Raw genomic sequence first — 16,286 nt, forward strand, 5'->3', positions numbered from 1 at the left:
GAAAGACGGATGGAAAGAATGCTGATTGATGTCTCCGGGATGAGTTGCCAGGGGTGCGTGAAGAGCGTCACCGCTGCCCTGACAGCAGTGGCCGGCGTCGACAAGGTCGAGGTTTCGCTGCAGTCAGGACAGGCTGCGGTCAGTTGCGACCCGTCGCTCGTCAGCCTTGGCCGGCTGACTGAGGCAATCGAGGCAGCAGGTTTCGAGGCCCGGCCGGCGCCCTGAGTGGCGGTGAAGCGATCGTCGCCGGCATGCCGGGACGCGAAGACGGGGTCCGCGTTCCTGCAGGACCGGGCCGGCCCGGTGAATCGAGGTGCGCGCGTGCACGGCGGCGCGCCGCCAGCGGCGCCCCGCCGCAGACTGGCAAAGCGACAGTCCGCTCGCTGAACGCCCCCGTTTGCCCAGGTTCTCCGTGATTTGGGCAGATCCACACTTCGCCCGAGGAAGAAGATGTCGAGAAAGAAGGAAAGAACCGTCGAACCCCAGGTTGTTCCCACAGCGGCTGCGGCCGAGCCACTGCGACTGACGCAGTTGTCGCATGGCGGTGGCTGTGGCTGCAAGATCGCCCCCGGAGTACTCGAACGGATCCTCTCCCGGGGCGTCCCGGCGGTGGTGCCGCGGCAGCTCCTCGTCGGCATCGAGACCAGCGACGACGCTGCCGTGTACCAGCTCAACGACGAGCAGGCGGTGATCGCCACGACCGATTTCTTCATGCCGATCGTCGACGACCCGTTCGACTTCGGCCGCATCGCGGCGACGAATGCGCTGTCCGACGTCTACGCCATGGGTGGAACCCCGCTCCTGGCGCTGGCAGTGGTCGGCATGCCGGTGAACCGCCTGCCGCTGGAAACCATCCAGCGCATCCTCGAAGGCGGTGAGGCGATCTGCGCGAAAGCCGGCATCCCGATCGCCGGTGGACACACGATCGACTCGGTGGAACCGATCTATGGCCTCGTCGCCATCGGGCTCATCCACCCGCAACACGTGCAGCGCAACTCCGGCGCGCGCCCCGGTGACAAGCTGATTCTCGGCAAGGGTCTGGGCGTCGGATTCTTCAGCGCTGCGCTGAAGAAGGGCCTCCTGTCACCGGCCTGCCATGCGGCGATGATCGCGTCGACGACGCAGCTCAACACGCCCGGCCGCACCCTCGCCTGCCTCGCTGGCGTGCATGCGATGACCGATGTCACGGGCTTCGGTCTGCTCGGACACCTGGTCGAGGTGTGCAAGGCATCCAGGCTTTCTGCCGTCATCGACTACGCGGCGATCCCGATCCTGCCGGACGCGGTCGATTACGCTGCCAAGGGCTGCATCACCGGCGCCTCCGGCCGCAACTGGTCGAGCTATGGCGAGCATGTCGAGCTCGACAGGAAGCTCGGCGAACTCGAACGTGCCCTGCTGACCGACCCGCAGACCAGCGGCGGGTTGCTCGTTGCCTGCGCACCCGAGGTCGTCACCGAGGTCCTGTCGGTCTTCCTGCAGGAGGGCTTCGACCAGGCGACGGTGATTGGTGAGCTCGGCGAAGGCAAGCCGCAGGTCTCGGTCATCAGGAGTCACTGACGCCAGCGCGCAGCAGGCCGCACGCCGCCCTCCTGCCCACCTACCCTGGCTCACCGTCGAGCATCAGTGAGACCAGCCCGTCGGCCAGCTTCGGCTCGAACCAGGTCGACTTCGGCGGCATGACCTGCCCGATGTCGGCGACCGCCATCAGGTCCGCCATCTGCGTTGGATACATGGCGAAGGCGACGGCCATCTCGCCGCTGTCGACCCGCCGCTCGAGCTCGCCCAGGCCGCGCATGCCGCCGACGAAGTCGATGCGCGTATCGCGACGCAGGTCGCTGATGCCGAGAACCGGCGCGAGAAGCTGCTCGGCGAGAACCGATACGTCCAGCCGGCGCACCGGGTCGGCCAGCGGTACCAGTTCCGCTCGTACCTGCAGCCGATACCAGCGGCCAGCGAGATACATGCCGCAGACCCCGCCGCACTCAGGTCGCAGCGGGGCTGCGGCCGGACTGACGCGGTAGCGCTCGCCGACCGCCAGCAGGAAAGCGTCCACGCCGAGGCCGTTCAGATCCCGGACGACCCGGTTGTAGTCGAGGATCTGCATCTGCCTGGCCGGGAAGATCACCGCCAGGAACGAGTCGGCACCACCCTGGCCAGCCTGACGCCGGCTGGCCGCCACGCGCGATGCCGCCGCCGAACGATGATGACCATCAGCGATGTAGAGCGCCGGCATGGCGTCAAAGACCGCGCTGATGCGTGCCATGGCGGCAGCGTCATCGATCAGCCACAGCGTGTGCCGGATGCCGTCCGCCGCCGTCAGGTCGGCGAGCGGCGTCTGCCCGGTCGCCCCCGCGAGCAGCTCTTCGGCCTGCGCGTCGTCGGCATGGGCCAGCAGGACCGGCCCGGTCTGCGCATTCAGCGCCTCGATCTGACGTACCCGGTCATCCTCCTTGTCGGGCCGGGTGAACTCGTGTCTGCGGATGCGGTTGCCGTCGTAGGCAGCGATCGAAGCGGCGGCCACCAGGCCCGTCTGCACGTGCTCACCCATCACCAGGCGGTAAGCGTAATAGCAGGGTCGCGGGTCGCGGCACAGAACACCGGCGTCGATGAGTCGGCGGAAGTTCAGTGCCGACCGGATGTACACCTCTGGGGCGTAGTGATCGACATCCGGTGGCAGGTCGATCTCGGCCTTCGACACATGCAGGAAGGACAGCGGCTTGCCAGCCGCGGCCAGCCGTGCCTCGTCGCTCGACAGGACGTCGTAGGGTGGTGCGGCGACCGCCGCGGCATCGGCGCTGCGCGGCCGCAAACCGGCAAACGGCCGGATCAGGGATGAATCGGATGTCAAGTGCGTCTCCCGCTCGAGCGAGTTTCTGGAAAGTGTGCGCCGGCGCAGCGGCGGCGCGTGGCACCTGCCGGCGCTGCGCGGCAGGCCTCTGACGTCGCAGGCGCTCGCCTGCGGCAGCCAGTCCTGCGGACGGAGCCCAGCCGAGCGGCCCGCCGGGTCACCTCAGATGCTTCGGTACAGTGCCTCATAACGCAACGCGGAGTCGGCCCACGAGAAGTCCTGCGCCATCCCGCGCCTCTGCAGCTGCTGCCACGCCGCGGCATTTCGCATCAGCGTCAGCGCGTCGCCGATCCGCCCGGCAAGGACACGGCTGCTGGCGTCGTCGAAGACGAAGCCGTTCGCTGTCCCGGCCCGGAGATGCTCGGGTGTTGCGTCGATCACCGTGTCCGCCAGACCGCCAACCCGCCGCACCAGCGGAATGGTACCGTAACGCAGGGCATAGAGCTGCGTCAGACCACAAGGTTCAAAGCGTGAGGGAACGAGCAGGATGTCTGCTCCGGCCATGATGCGGTGCGACAGGGCGTCGTCGAAACCGAGATAAACCGAAACCGAGGCCGGGTGCGCCCTCGCCGCCGCCCGGAAGGCACTCTCGATCTCGGCTTCTCCGCTACCGATGACCACCAGCTGGCCGCCCGCTGCGAGGAGATCCGGCAGCGCACCGAGAACCAGATCCATCCCCTTCTGCGAGGTCAGGCGACTGACCACGGCGAGCAGAGGTGCCTTGCTCCTGGGTGTGAAGCCGAGCTCCGCCTGCAGCCTGAGCTTGCAGATTCTCTTTCCGCGCAGCCTGTCGGCCGTGTAGTTGTGTGCCAACGCGCGGTCACTGCCCGGATCCCATACCGCATAGTCCACACCATTGAGGATTCCCGACAGATTGGCGCCACGGGCGCGCAGCAGCCCGTCGAGGCCCCAGCCGAACTCCGGCGTACAGATCTCGCGCGCATAGGTCGGGCTGACCGCATTGACGCGCGCGGAATGAAACAGCGCGGCCTTCATGAACGACAGGTGGCCGTGAAACTCGAGCGCGCTCTGATCCGCACCGGAGATCATCAACCCCAGGTCGTTGTGATGATCGAGCGGAAACAGGCCACGGAAGGCCAGATTGTGGATCGTGAACACGGTCGCCGTGTTCAGAGCCGGGCACTGCGCGATGTACGCCGGCGCCAGCCCGGCGTGCCAGTCATGCGCATGCACCACCTCCGGTCGCCACGAAGGGTCGAGCTCGCCCGTGGCGAGGTGGGCCGCGATCCAGCCGAGCAATGCGAAGCGGCGGTGGTTGTCACGCCAGTCCCGACCGTCCGGACCGAGATACGGGCTGCCGTCGCGCCGATACAGGAAGGGTGCATCGATGACATACGCCAGTAGCCCGCTGTCCGGCAGCCGGCCGAGGCGCAGCGTCACGACCGCGGCGCCGAAGACCGGACCGAGGCGAATGATCCGCTTCGCTTCGACGACCCCGCCGAGGATCGCCGGCATTCCCGGCAGCAGGATGCGAACGTCGAGCCCGCGGGCGGCGAGCGCCGCCGGCAGTGCCGCGACGACGTCCGCCAGACCGCCGGTCTTGACCAGCGGGTAGATCTCCGCCGCCAGGTGCAGGACGCGCAAGCCCCCTCCTCCAGCCGCGTCAGGCCAGTCGCTCGAGCATCTTGCGCGTCACCAGGGTGACACCGCCGGGGGTGCGCCGGAAGCGGCGGGCATCGTCCTCCGGGTCCTCGCCGATCACCATCCCCCCCGGGATGTTGCAACCAGCGTCTACGACGCAGTGGCTGAGACGCGCCCGGGTGCCAACCGTCGTGTCCGGCAGCAGCACCGACAGATTGACGCGAGCGTAGGAATGGACGCGACAGCTCGAAAAGAGCAGCGAACGATTGACCTCGCCGGAGACGATCGAGCCGCTGGAAACGGTGGACTCGACTGCGGAACCGCGACGGTCCATATGGTTATGGACGAACTTCGCCGGTGGCAACTGCTGCTGGTAGGTCCACACCGGCCAGTTGCGGTCGTAAAGGTTGAGCGACGGCACGGTGGCGGTCAGATCGACGTTGGCGTCCCAGTAGGCGTCGATGGTACCGACGTCGCGCCAGTAGTTCTCGCGTCGCACGTCGTCCGGCGCAATGACGCAACTGCGAGAGAACGGGTGCGCGGCGGCAACGCGGTTGGCAACGGCACGCGGAATGATGTCCTTGCCGAAGTCGTGGTTGGAGCCGGGATCGGCGATGTCACGCTCGAGTTCATCATAGAGGTACTTGGCGTTGAAGACATAGACGCCCATGCTACACAGGGACAGGTCGGGATTGCCCGGCATCGCCGGTGGATCGGCCGGCTTCTCGACGAACTCGGTGATCATCCCGCGGTCGTCGACGGCCATGACGCCGAATTCTTTGGCGTCGCGGCGCGGCACCTCGATGCAGGCGATCGTGCACTCGGCACCGCTCTCGACATGGTCGACGAGCATCAGCGCGTAGTTCATCTTGTACACGTGGTCACCGGCCAGAACGATCACGTACTCCGGCGCCGGCCGGTAGGTTTCGAGGATGTCGATGTTCTGGTAAACGGCATCGGCCGTTCCCCGGTACCACGACTCCTCGTCCACACGCTGTTGCGCCGGCAGCAGGTCGACGAACTCGTTGACTTCGCCATGCAGGAAGTTCCAGCCCCGCTGCAGGTGGCGCAGCAGGCTGTGCGACTTGTACTGGGTCACCACGCCGATGCGCCGGAACTGCGAGTTGACGCAGTTCGACAACGCGAAATCGATGATCCGGAACTTGCCTCCGAAATGGACTGCCGGCTTTGCCCGACGATCCGTCAGTTCATGCAGCCGGCTGCCGCGTCCACCGGCCAGTACCAGGGCGATCGCCCTGCGCGGCAATTGGAATGTCTTCTTGTCAACCATCGTCGTATCCCCAGTTTGACTCGCTTCATCGCATCCGGCCTGAGCGCCGGATGCCACCCTGCCCTAACTGATCACGTCCGCCATCTCGCGCCCGGTAATCGCCTGGATCCGTGCCACCGCATCGGCCAGCCGGATCAGCGGCGCCAGCGCTTCCTGCGTCGGCACCTCGTGCTGGCCGGGGTCGGCGACGAAACGCTCGAGATAGACGCGCAGCGTCGCACCCTCGGTACCGGTTCCCGACAGGCGGAAGACGACCCGCGAACCGTCGTCGAGCATGACCCGCACACCCTGACGCTCGGAACGCGAACCATCGACCGGATCGGTATAGGAAAAATCGTCGGCGGCAGCGATGCGCAGGCCGCAGGACTCCGACCCCGCCAGTTGCGGCAGGCGCGCGCGCAGCTCATCCATCAGACGATCGGCACGATCGGTCTCGATCGCCTCGTAGTCATGGCGCGAATAGACGTTGCGCCCGAAACGCCGCCAGTGTTCGCGCACGATCACGTCGGCCGACGTCGCGCGCACCGCAAGAATGTTGAGCCAGTAGAGAACCGCCCACAGGCCGTCCTTCTCGCGCACGTGGTTGGAGCCGGTACCGGCGCTCTCCTCGCCACAGAGCGTCGCCTTGCCGGCATCGAGCAGCGATCCGAAATACTTCCAGCCGGTTGGCGTCTCGTAGCATGGGATGCCGAGCGCCTGGGCGACGCGGTCGACCGCGCAGCTGGTCGGCATCGAACGGGCGACGCCAGAGAGGCCACCGGCGTAGGCGGGCACCAGCGCGTGGTTGGCGGCGAGTACGGCGAGGCTGTCGCTCGGACTGACGACGAAGTTCGGTCCGACGATCATGTTGCGGTCGCCATCGCCATCCGATGCGGCACCGAAAGATAGGCCGGAAGCCGGGTCCGCGAGTGCCGCAACGAGGTCTGCAGCCCACACCGGGTTCGGATCGGGGTGGCCGCCTGCGAAGTCCGGCAATGGGATGCCGTTGACGACGGTGCCCGGCGGAGCGCCGAGCCGGTCCTCCAGAATCGCCCGCGCGTATGGACCGGTCACCGCGTGCATGGCGTCGAAACGCATGCGGAAATCGGGACGCGCGAGCAGCGCCGCAATGCGATCGAAATCGAACAGTGACTCGAGGAGTTCGGCATAATCGGCCACCGGATCGATGACGCTGACCCGCATCTCACCAATGAACGACTCGCCGATCCGGCTCAGATCGACGGCCGGCGACTCGAGCGTGCGATAGGCACTGATCTCCTGCGTCCGCCGATGGACGGCATCGGTGAATGCTTCGTTCGCCGGTCCGCCATTGCCGAGGTTGTACTTGATGCCGAAATCGCCTTCGGGGCCGCCCTCGTTGTGGCTGGCCGAGAGGATGATGCCGCCGAAGGCCTGCCACTTGCGGATTACGGCGCTGGCCGCCGGCGTGGACAGGATTCCGTCACGACCCACCAGCACGCGGCCGAAGCCCGCCGCCGCAGCCATGCGCAGGATCGTCTGGATCGCCACGTCATTGTAGTAGCGGCCGTCGCCACCGAGCACCAGGGTCTGTCCCTGCTGTCCCGACAGCGTGTCGAAGATGGCCTGGACGAAGTTCTCCAGATAACGCGCCTGACTGAAGACCTTCACCTTCTTCCGCAGCCCCGACGTGCCCGGCTTCTGGCCGGCAAACGGCGTGCTCGGAACACTGATCACCTGCATAGTCATTTCATGCCTCGTCGCAAATTGAACGTCTGAATCATCACCGGGAATGCCGCGAGCGCCACCCTCTCAGCCGATGTGCTGCCGGGTGAACGCGAGCAATGCCTGTGTCGAGGCGTCGAGCGGGGCCGCCAGCTCGGCATTGCCGATCGCCGGCAGGATGCTGTTGGCCACCGCCTTGCCGAGCTCGACACCCCACTGATCGAATGAGTTGAGCCCCCAGATGACACCCTGGACAAAGACCTTGTGTTCGTACAGGGCGATCAGCGCGCCGAGCGTCTGCGGATCGAGCCGCGTCAGCAGCAGCGTCGACGAAGGCTGGTTGCCCGGAAACACCTTGTGCGGCAGCAGCGCCTCGAGCGCTGCCGGGGACATCGTTCCCTCGAGTTCGCTGCGCGCCTCGGCAGCCGTCTTGCCGAAGGCGAGCGCTGCGCTCTGCGCGAAGCAGTTGGCGAGCAGCGCTTCCTGATGTCCGGGCAGCGGATAGTCGGCGCGCACGGCAGCGATGAAATCGCAGGGGACGAGCCGTCCGCCCTGATGCAGCAACTGGAAGAAGGCGTGCTGGCCATTGTTGCCCAACTCGCCCCAGACGATCGGGTTCGAGGCGCAGGCCAGCGGCTGCCCATCGCTGCCGACCGCCTTGCCGTTGCTCTCCATTTCGAGCTGCTGCAGGAAGGACGGGAAATACTTCAGCGATTCGTTGTACGGCAGCACGGCATTGCTCGTCGCGCCGAGGAAGTTGGTGTTCCAGATGCCGATCAACGCCATCACCACCGGCAGATTGCGCTCGTAGGGCGCGCTGCGGAAATGCTCGTCCATCCGTTCGGCGCCCGCCAGCAGCCCGGCAAAAGCCTGCGGTCCAATGGCGATCATCAGTGCCAGGCCGACCGCCGACCACAGAGAAAAACGCCCGCCGACCCAATCCCAGAGCGGGAACACGGCATCCTCCCTGATCCCGAACTGCACCGCCCGTTCCGGCTTGGCGGTCAAAGCGGCAAAGTGGCAGGACACCGCGGCGGCGTCGCCGAGACCGGCGAGCAGCCAGTCACGCGCCGTCTGCGCATTGAGCATCGTTTCCTGGGTGGTGAAGGTCTTGCTCGCCACCAGGAACAGCGTCGTGCGCGGATCGAGCGTCTGCAGCAGGGGCGCCAGCTGGGCGCTGTCGAGGTTCGAAACGTAATGCACATCGAGGCCCGGCTGTGAAACCGAACGCAGGGCGTAGGCGAGCATCTTCGGCCCGAGGTCGGAGCCGCCAATGCCGATATTGACCACACTGCGGATCGGCAGGCCGGTGAATCCGAGCGCCTTCCCGGAACGGATGTCTTCGGCGAAGCCAGCCATCCGCTGCCGCGTCGCCAGCACGTCGGGCATCACGTCGAGAGCGGCCGTCGGGAACGGGCTCCGCGAGCGGCGCAAGGCCACGTGCAGTACCGAGCGCCCTTCGCTGGCGTTGATCTGCTCGCCGCCGAACATGCGCCCGGTCCAATGCTCGAGCTGCGCCTCGCGGGCCAGCCCGGCCAGCAGCGGCAGGCTGGTCGAATCGATGCGCTGCTTCGAGAAATCGTAGAGGATTCCGTCGAAGCTCAGCGAGAGGGATGCCACGCGGCCCGGATCGCGCGCAAAGAGTTCCCTGAGATGCAGCGGCGAAAGCGATTGCCGATGCGCTTCAATAGCCTTCCAGGCGACTGAGTTGGTGATGTTCATGATTGATGGAGGTCATTGATGAATGATCAGGCCGTCTGCAGACGACCCATGGAAAGAGGTTCCGGATACAATCCAAAGGGATATTCCGTATCGGTTGTCAGCTTGCCAGAATGCGTCGCAGAACGCAAAAAAGAATGGCAACCGGCCCGCGCGCAGACCATTTCCGAGTATTTTTCTTGGTTATCTTGCCCCGCTGCCGATCATGTCTGGCAACTCCTCTCGTTGCGTCGATGGCCAGAAAGACCTGCCCAGTCGAAGCCGACTGACAGGCAGGTTCAACTGCTGTCGACCGGTCGCGGACCGTCGCCGGCGTGCGCCCGGAAATTCTTCACGCTGGCTGCGAAAGGACGGTCCTCGACGGCGATATGGCGCTCGAACCAGTACTCGGCATAGCGCAGGAAGGAATGGACGTCGCGCGCGCCGTTGCGCACTTCGGCGAAGGCCTTCTGCAGGGCATGCAGGTTGTCACGATGGACGGTTGCGTGCCCGGCGAAGTCAACGCCGACCGCCTTCGCGATACCTTCTTCGCTGGCAAAGTGGTATTCGAGATAATCGATCAGGCTTGCGAAATCGGCAAAGGAAACGGGTCCGCTGCCGAAACAGCTTAACTTCAACGATTCGATACGGCGAAAGATTTCCTCGTGTTGTGCATCAATTTCGGGCAGATCGATCAGCAATGCTTCCGGCAGCAGTCCGGAAAGGTTGAGATCCACAGCGAGTCTCTCCTGGAAAACGGTCTGTTTCGCAAGTTCACACAGTATAAAAAGGGCGCTTGCAGAATTCCAGTAAAATCATCCCGAATTCAGGCGAAGACGCCGTGCAGGAACCAGCCCGACCGGCAGCGGAAAATCCACAGCCATTCGTCGCACCGGGAGATGGCGACAAAGTAGTCGCGACAGACATCGCCGAGCGCATCCGGCTCCGCCGCATCCCACCAGCCACTCTCGATTCGCTCGGGACCGGCAAGCAGGCGCAGGGGACCACCGCACTGCGGCCGGCCAGCCTGCTCGCGCAAAGCCTGTGGCTGTGCCAGCAGGCACAGCGGACGCGGGCCAGCAGCCGAATGGCGCAGGGCCGCGGCAAGAAGCAGGCTGGACGGCGATCTCCCTCCGGTCAGCGACGCCGCCGCAACCCGCCGCCAGGCATTTTCCGGCCGGTGCTCGGCCACAGCCGACAGCGCGTGCACGCCATCGTCGCCAAGGCGTGCCTGCAGCCGTTCGAGCAGCCCCGCCATCGATTCGCCACCGGCGCCCTCACCACGCTCGGCGAACAGGCTGCGCGAGTGACCGACAAGTGCTGTCGGCGCCTCGGCCCGCAAGCCGATACCCTCGACCGCGGCCGGCAACTGCAGCCGCTGCAGCCGCTCGCCGAGGACGCGACTGATCCGCTCGGGGTCACGCGTGGCGCCGGCAAGACCCAGGACAAGCACGGTCGGCGGCGGCCGCCTCGCGCCGCTTTCGTGCCCGAACTCGAAAACGCATTCACTGATCCCACCACCACGCGCAGCCAGCCAGCCGCACAGGGCATCGATCAGACGACGCGCAGCCCAGCCGAGCGCCGGCGCGTGCTCGACCCGCATCGGCAATTCCAGTCGGTCGGCAAAAAGCTCGGGAAAAATGAAACGTTGACGGGGATCCGGCAGTTCGCCCAGCGCACGCGCCAGATCGGCCACCAGCCCGGGGCCCAGCCGCCGCGCCAGGCCGGCGCGCGGCCAGCGCAACAGGTCGGCAAGCGAGCGGGCCCCGAAGCTGGCGAGGCGAGCCTCATCCGCTGCTGCCAGAGCGAGTACCGACAGCGGCAGACTGCCGAGGCGGTGCGGCAGCTCGTCGAGCGTGCGACAGCACTGGTCGCCATCGCCGATGGCCAGCCACTGTGCGGCCAATGGTGTCGGCGCCAGGGCTGCCCGTGGCAGGTGACCCTGCGCGGTGCAGCCGGCGACGACGCCTGCGCACAGATTCGCGGCGCCACCGAACAGGCGCAGCGAGGCCGCCACCTCGAGCAGCAGCATCGACGGCGGCAGGCAGCAGACTTCGGAGGTGAAACCACCGGCCCAGCAGGCGAGCCGCCTCAGGGCGGCCTGCTCGCGCTCGATGGCGCGCTCGCGAACCGCCAGATCAGGCAGCAATGCGCGTGCCTCGGCCAGTCGCCTGCCGGCCACGACGCCCGCCGATGCCGCCGCGCGGTCAGCAACGATGACCCGCTCGCGATCGACGATGGCGCTAGGCGATGGCAGTTCGGGGAAGACTTCGAGCGGCAGGCAGGGCAGATGCAGGGCGAGCCAGAGCATGGCGCAGGCGCAGCGGGCGTTGCACGGCGATCGGCAGTGGCAGCGGCTGCGCGCTGCCGCGGCGCTTGAGCAGGTGTACGATGAGGTGCTCGCCCTCCCCTTCGAGAGCCAGTCGCAGCGGTGCCGGCGAAGGCTGGCTGGCGCAGGTCGCCGGACGAAAAACGAAGAGCAGCGACTGACTCACCTCGGCAGCCAGTTGCAGGCGACGCAACGCGGCGGCCTGGACCTCCGGCAGCCAGACGACGATGGCACCGACGCCATCGGCTGCCAGCGAGCGTTCGCAGGCCCAGGCGGCATCGCGACCGGGAGCGCTGGCAACCAGCAGGCGTGAGAGATCGACTCCCCCGGCCTGCAATGCCGGGGCATACAGCAGATATGGCGGTGCGATGCAGACCAGCCAGGCCAGTTCGTCACGCGAGAGCCGCGCCAGTGCCGGCAGCAGCAGGCTCAGTTCGCCGACGCCACGATGCCGCGGCAGGAGTTCGGTCAGACCTCCACGCGGCCAGCCGCCACCGGGCAGTTCGCGGTCGAGATCGGTGAAACCGGTCGGCACACCGGGCAACGCGGCCCTGGCCAGCGCATCGCCCCGCCAGACATCGGGACGCTCGAGGATCTGCGCCAGAGTGGTCGACGACGACATGGTCAAGTCCGGTCGGCAACCGGTGCGCTCATCAGATCGTCTCGCCGCTGCGGATCAACCCGACGGCGATGCCTTCGATGACCAGGGACCGACGCTCGGGATCGACGATGATCGGCGCGAAATCGGCATTCTCGGCAAGCAGCTCGACGATGCCGTCGCGCCGCCGGAAGCGCTTGACCGTCACCTCTTCATCGAGCCGGGCGACGACGATCTGGCCGTTGCGTGCCTCGCTGCTGCGGTGTACGGCAAGCAGGTCGCCATCGAGAATGCCGGCATCGATCATCGACAGGCCGCGCACCCGCAGGAGGAAATCGGCACGCGGCGAGAACAGGCCGGCACCGAGCGTGTAACGGCGCTGCACGTTCTCGACGGCGAGTATCGGGCTACCGGCAGCGACGCTGCCGATCAATGGCAGGCCGAGTTGTTCGACCAGGCGGATGCCGCGCGCCGAGCCCGGCTCGAGGGTGATCAGCCCCTTTCTGGCAAGCGCCCGCAGATGCTCTTCGGCCGCGTTGTGCGAGGCGAAGCCAAAGGCCGTGGCAATCTCCGCCCGCGTCGGCGGCGCACCGAAGTTCTCCAGCGCGTTGCGAATGAATTCGAGTATTTCCTGTTGCCGCGTCGTGATCCTGAGCATGGTCGGCACCCTCTGTTGGCATGACTGTATTTTTGTACAGTCTGGAGAAAAAAGCAAGCGTGCCGGCAGGAGAGCCAGGAGAGCGCGGGTGCTTGACCCGCCCTCCCCTTTCTCACCACAATCGCTTCCTTGACTTCCGTTCTCCGAGACCAGCCATGATCGAGCAGCCCGTCGAAGACTTCAGCCTGCCCGCCAGCGGCGGCAGGACCTTCAGCCTTTCCGCCTGCCGCGGCAGCACCGTGGTCCTCTATTTCTACCCCAAGGACAGCACTCCCGGCTGTACCAGCGAGGCGCAGGACTTTCGTGACCTGCATCCGCAGTTCGTCGCCGCCGGCGCGATCATCGCCGGCGTGTCGCGCGACAGCCTCAGATCACACGACAATTTCACGGCGAAACAGGAACTGCCTTTCGTCCTCATCAGCGACAGCGACGAGATGCTCTGCAACCGCTTCGCGGTGATCCGGATGAAGTCGATGTACGGCAAGCAGGTGCGCGGCATCGAGCGCAGCACCTTCGTCATCGATGGCAACGGCGTCCTGCGGCGTGAGTGGCGCGGTGTCCGGGTGGCCGGGCACGCGCAGGAAGTCCTCGACTTCGTCAGACAGATCTGAAGCGCCCGGCCACCGCTGCGATCACTCTGGAAGGTCCCCGACATGTCCCGCAGGAACCCCGACGACAGCAACGCCGTGCCGGCCGCCGCGAGGAAGCTCTTCGTCCTCGACACCAACGTGCTGATGCATGACCCGACCTGCCTGTACCGCTTCCAGGAGCATGACGTGTTTCTACCGATCATGACCCTCGAGGAACTCGACAACCACAAGAAGGGCCTGTCGGAAATCGCCCGCAATGCACGCCAGGTGACGCGCACCCTGGACGAAGTCGTCAACAGCACGGCCGCAGCGATCGATCTGGGCATCGCTCTCGACGGCCCTTCGCGCCAGCTGGCGAGTGGCCGGCTCTTCCTGCAGACGGAAGCGATCACCGGCGAGTTGCCGGCGGGACTGCCGACGGCGAAGGCCGACAACCAGATCCTGGGCGTCGTCATCCACCTCCAGAACCGCCATCCCGAACGAGCGGTGATCCTCGTCTCCAAGGACATCAACATGCGCATCAAGGCGCGTGCACTGGGATTGCAGGCGCAGGACTACTTCAACGACAAGGTGCTCGAAGACACCGACCTGCTGTACACCGGCATGCGCGAACTGCCCGCCGACTTCTGGGACGAGCACGGCCAGGACATGGTGTCGCGCAGCCGGGACGGGCGAGCGCGGTATCGCATCAGCGGTCCGCTGTGCCCGCAGTTCCTGGTCAACCAGTTCCTCTACCAGGACGGCGATCGTCCGCTGCAGGCGATCGTCCGCTCGCTCGCCGGGACGAGCGCCGAACTCGAGACGCTGATCGACTACAGCCATTCCAAGAACAGCGTCTGGGGAATCACGGCGCGCAATCGCGAGCAGAACTTCGCGCTCAATGCACTGATGAACCCGGAAGTGGATTTCGTCACCCTGCTCGGCCAGGCCGGTACCGGCAAGACCCTGCTGACGCTGGCCGCCGGCCTGGCGCAGGTGCTCGACGAAAAGCGCTACGGCGAGATCATCGTCACCCGCGTGACGGTGCCGGTCGGCGAGGACATCGGTTTCCTTCCGGGCACCGAGGAAGAGAAGATGGGTCCGTGGATGGGCGCCCTCGAGGACAATCTCGAGGTGCTCAACCGGAGCGACGAGCAGGCCGGCGACTGGGGCCGCGCAGCCACCCGCGACCTGATCCGCCACCGCATCCGGATCAAGTCGCTCAACTTCATGCGCGGCCGCACCTTCCTCAATCGCTACCTGATCATCGACGAGGCACAGAACCTGACGCCGAAGCAGATGAAGACACTGATCACCCGCGCCGGCCCCGGGACCAAGGTGATCTGCCTCGGCAACATCGCGCAGATCGATACGCCCTATCTCAGCGAAGGCAGTTCCGGCCTGAGCTACGTCGTCGACCGCTTCAAGGGCTGGGAACATGCCGGCCACGTCACCCTGCAGCGCGGCGAGCGCTCTCGTCTCGCCGATTACGCGGGTGAGGTGCTATAATCTTCGGCGAATCGGGCCGTGTCTCATGACACGGCCCAACCGTTTGTGGCCACCGATCGCTGCCTCCGAGCGTTGCCGGCAGTGCTCCAGAGCCTACCGGAGAACCGATTGAAACGACGCCGTTTCCTTGCCCTTTCTGCACTGATTTCACTGCTGGCCCCGGCGCCGGTACTCGCTGCCAGAAAGAAGGAAAAGAGCAGCAAACCAAGCAGCAAACCAGCGAGCGAATCGGCCAGCCGCAGCCAGCGCGAGACGAGAGCGGACAACCGCGGGCGTTCGCGCGGCAGACAGAACTACCGCCCGGTCGCAGAGCAACCGGCGCCCCCCCCGGCGGTCGCGCCCAACTCGCCGGCGACGACCAACGAACAGACCTACAACGCCATTGCGCTGCCGGATGAGCCACAGCCGCAGTGGCGGACCTACGACATCACCTCGCTGATCACCCTCAACCACGTCAAGGGCAGGGTGCGCCTCTGGCTGCCGCTGGCACAATACCGTGACAACCCCTGGCAACGGGCGCTCGGACATGACTGGCGGGGCAACTTCGACAGCGCTGGCGTCTACCGCGACCCGGTTGCCGACCTGGAAGTCTTCTACGCCGACTGGAACGACGGTGCGGCGGCGCCGAAGCTGCAACTGGTCAGCCAGGTGGCCAAACGGGACCGCAACTTCGACATCACCCGCCGCGGCGGCGTCGCCGAGCGCGGCGAGGTATTGCGCCGCTGCCTGCAGTCGAGCAACCTGATGCCGACCGACGGACTCGTACGGCGCACGGCCGAGACGGCGGTGGGTCGAATCAAGGATCCGGTTGCCCAGGGCAAGGCAATCTACGACTGGGTGGTCGAGAACACCACTTACGAACCGGTGCCGACCGGCATCGGCCGCGGCGACGTCGAGGCGATGCTCGACAGCGGACGGCTGAGCGGCGGCAGCGCCGACATCGCCCTGCTCTTCGTTGCCCTGTGCCGTTCGATCGGCATCCCGGCACGACCGGTCTTCGGACTGCGCATCGACGGTTCGCGACTTTTTTCCGGGCTTGGTGCGACCGGCAACCTGCGCACCGGGCAACATTGCCGCGCCGAGTTCTACACCCCGGGCTACGGTTGGATCCCGGTCGACCCTGGCGATGTGCGCAAGGCCATCCGCGACGAGAACCTGGGCTACGCCGACCCGAAGCTGGTCGTCCTGCGCAAGCTTCTGTTCGGCTTCTGGGAGAGGAACTGGCTGGCGCTCAATACCGCCCAGGATGTCCAGCTGCACGGCGCCACCGGCGCCCCCCTGCCCTTCCTGGTGCTACCGCAGATCGAGGCGGGCGGCCAGCGCTTCGACAGCAGCGACAGCCAGCGCTGCAGCTACACGGTCACCTCCAGCCGCGTCGAGAGCTGAGGCAACGGCGCCCGCGTCCGGCGCTCAATACGAGCCCGGAACCAGCAAGTGGAACAAGATTGAGCATCGCATGTTCTGCCACATCACCGCGAACTGGCGCGGACGACCGCTAGTC

The 16,286-nt window shown here is 66.2% G+C and carries 14 protein-coding genes and 1 pseudogene; 6 read left to right on the forward strand and 9 right to left on the reverse strand.

Annotated features, from left to right (window positions below; all coding sequences use genetic code 11):
* The first annotated feature begins 9 nt into the window (after window positions 1-9).
* Both NFW30_RS13060 and selD read left to right on the forward strand, forming a co-directional pair.
* Window positions 10-225 carry a cation transporter gene (locus NFW30_RS13060; protein WP_295350570.1) on the forward strand — a complete coding sequence of 72 codons (216 nt, stop codon included), beginning with the start codon at window positions 10-12 and terminating at the stop codon, window positions 223-225.
* Window positions 226-450: 225 nt separating this feature from the next.
* Complete coding sequence (gene selD, locus NFW30_RS13065; protein ID WP_295350572.1) at window positions 451-1,557, forward strand: selenide, water dikinase SelD; 1,107 nt, start codon at window positions 451-453, stop codon at window positions 1,555-1,557.
* Between the two features lie 40 nt (window positions 1,558-1,597).
* Here the strand turns inward: selD and NFW30_RS13070 are convergent, their stop codons facing one another.
* The 9 genes from NFW30_RS13070 to lexA form a co-directional block, all read right to left on the reverse strand.
* Complete coding sequence (locus NFW30_RS13070; protein WP_295350575.1) at window positions 1,598-2,848, reverse strand: DUF1015 family protein; 1,251 nt, start codon at window positions 2,846-2,848, stop codon at window positions 1,598-1,600.
* Window positions 2,849-3,010: 162 nt separating this feature from the next.
* The gene (glgA, locus tag NFW30_RS13075; RefSeq protein WP_295350578.1) at window positions 3,011-4,453 is read right to left on the reverse strand and encodes a glycogen synthase GlgA; all 1,443 of its coding nucleotides are present in this window, start codon (window positions 4,451-4,453) and stop codon (window positions 3,011-3,013) included.
* 19 nt (window positions 4,454-4,472) lie between these two features.
* Entirely contained in the window at window positions 4,473-5,741 is a 1,269-nt protein-coding gene (gene glgC, locus NFW30_RS13080; RefSeq protein ID WP_295350581.1) for a glucose-1-phosphate adenylyltransferase, read from the reverse strand.
* A gap of 63 nt (window positions 5,742-5,804) precedes the next feature.
* Window positions 5,805-7,442, reverse strand: coding sequence for an alpha-D-glucose phosphate-specific phosphoglucomutase (locus NFW30_RS13085; protein ID WP_295350835.1), 1,638 nt, complete (start codon window positions 7,440-7,442; stop codon window positions 5,805-5,807).
* Between the two features lie 69 nt (window positions 7,443-7,511).
* Window positions 7,512-9,146: a glucose-6-phosphate isomerase gene (gene pgi / locus NFW30_RS13090; protein ID WP_295350583.1), complete on the reverse strand. Its 1,635-nt coding sequence runs from the start codon at window positions 9,144-9,146 to the stop codon at window positions 7,512-7,514.
* Window positions 9,147-9,421: 275 nt separating this feature from the next.
* Window positions 9,422-9,859, reverse strand: coding sequence for a hemerythrin family protein (locus NFW30_RS13095; protein WP_295350586.1), 438 nt, complete (start codon window positions 9,857-9,859; stop codon window positions 9,422-9,424).
* Between the two features lie 89 nt (window positions 9,860-9,948).
* Window positions 9,949-11,433 carry a DNA polymerase Y family protein gene (locus tag NFW30_RS13100; protein WP_295350588.1) on the reverse strand — a complete coding sequence of 495 codons (1,485 nt, stop codon included), beginning with the start codon at window positions 11,431-11,433 and terminating at the stop codon, window positions 9,949-9,951.
* Window positions 11,366-12,073 carry a translesion DNA synthesis-associated protein ImuA gene (gene imuA, locus NFW30_RS13105; RefSeq protein ID WP_295350590.1) on the reverse strand — a complete coding sequence of 236 codons (708 nt, stop codon included), beginning with the start codon at window positions 12,071-12,073 and terminating at the stop codon, window positions 11,366-11,368. Before imuA ends, NFW30_RS13100 begins: the two co-directional genes overlap by 68 nt.
* 31 nt (window positions 12,074-12,104) lie before the next feature.
* Window positions 12,105-12,707, reverse strand: a complete 603-nt coding sequence (gene lexA, locus NFW30_RS13110; RefSeq protein WP_295350593.1) for a transcriptional repressor LexA — start codon at window positions 12,705-12,707, stop codon at window positions 12,105-12,107.
* A 155-nt stretch (window positions 12,708-12,862) separates the two neighbouring features.
* On the opposite strand from lexA, the gene NFW30_RS13115 reads away from it, so the two are divergent.
* The 4 genes and pseudogenes from NFW30_RS13115 to NFW30_RS13130 form a co-directional block, all read left to right on the forward strand.
* Window positions 12,863-13,318 (forward strand): peroxiredoxin, encoded by a 456-nt coding sequence (locus tag NFW30_RS13115; RefSeq protein ID WP_295350596.1) that lies wholly within the window; start codon window positions 12,863-12,865, stop codon window positions 13,316-13,318.
* A 42-nt stretch (window positions 13,319-13,360) separates the two neighbouring features.
* Entirely contained in the window at window positions 13,361-14,785 is a 1,425-nt protein-coding gene (locus NFW30_RS13120) for a PhoH family protein (protein WP_295350599.1), read from the forward strand.
* A 108-nt stretch (window positions 14,786-14,893) separates the two neighbouring features.
* On the forward strand, window positions 14,894-16,171 hold the full coding sequence (locus NFW30_RS13125; RefSeq protein ID WP_295350602.1) for a transglutaminase-like domain-containing protein: 1,278 nt from the start codon (window positions 14,894-14,896) through the stop codon (window positions 16,169-16,171).
* A 28-nt stretch (window positions 16,172-16,199) separates the two neighbouring features.
* Window positions 16,200-16,286: pseudogene (locus NFW30_RS13130) on the forward strand (hypothetical protein); the annotation flags it as partial.

This window comes from Accumulibacter sp., assembly GCF_023806635.1.
Classification (GTDB): Bacteria; Pseudomonadota; Gammaproteobacteria; order Burkholderiales; family Rhodocyclaceae; genus Accumulibacter.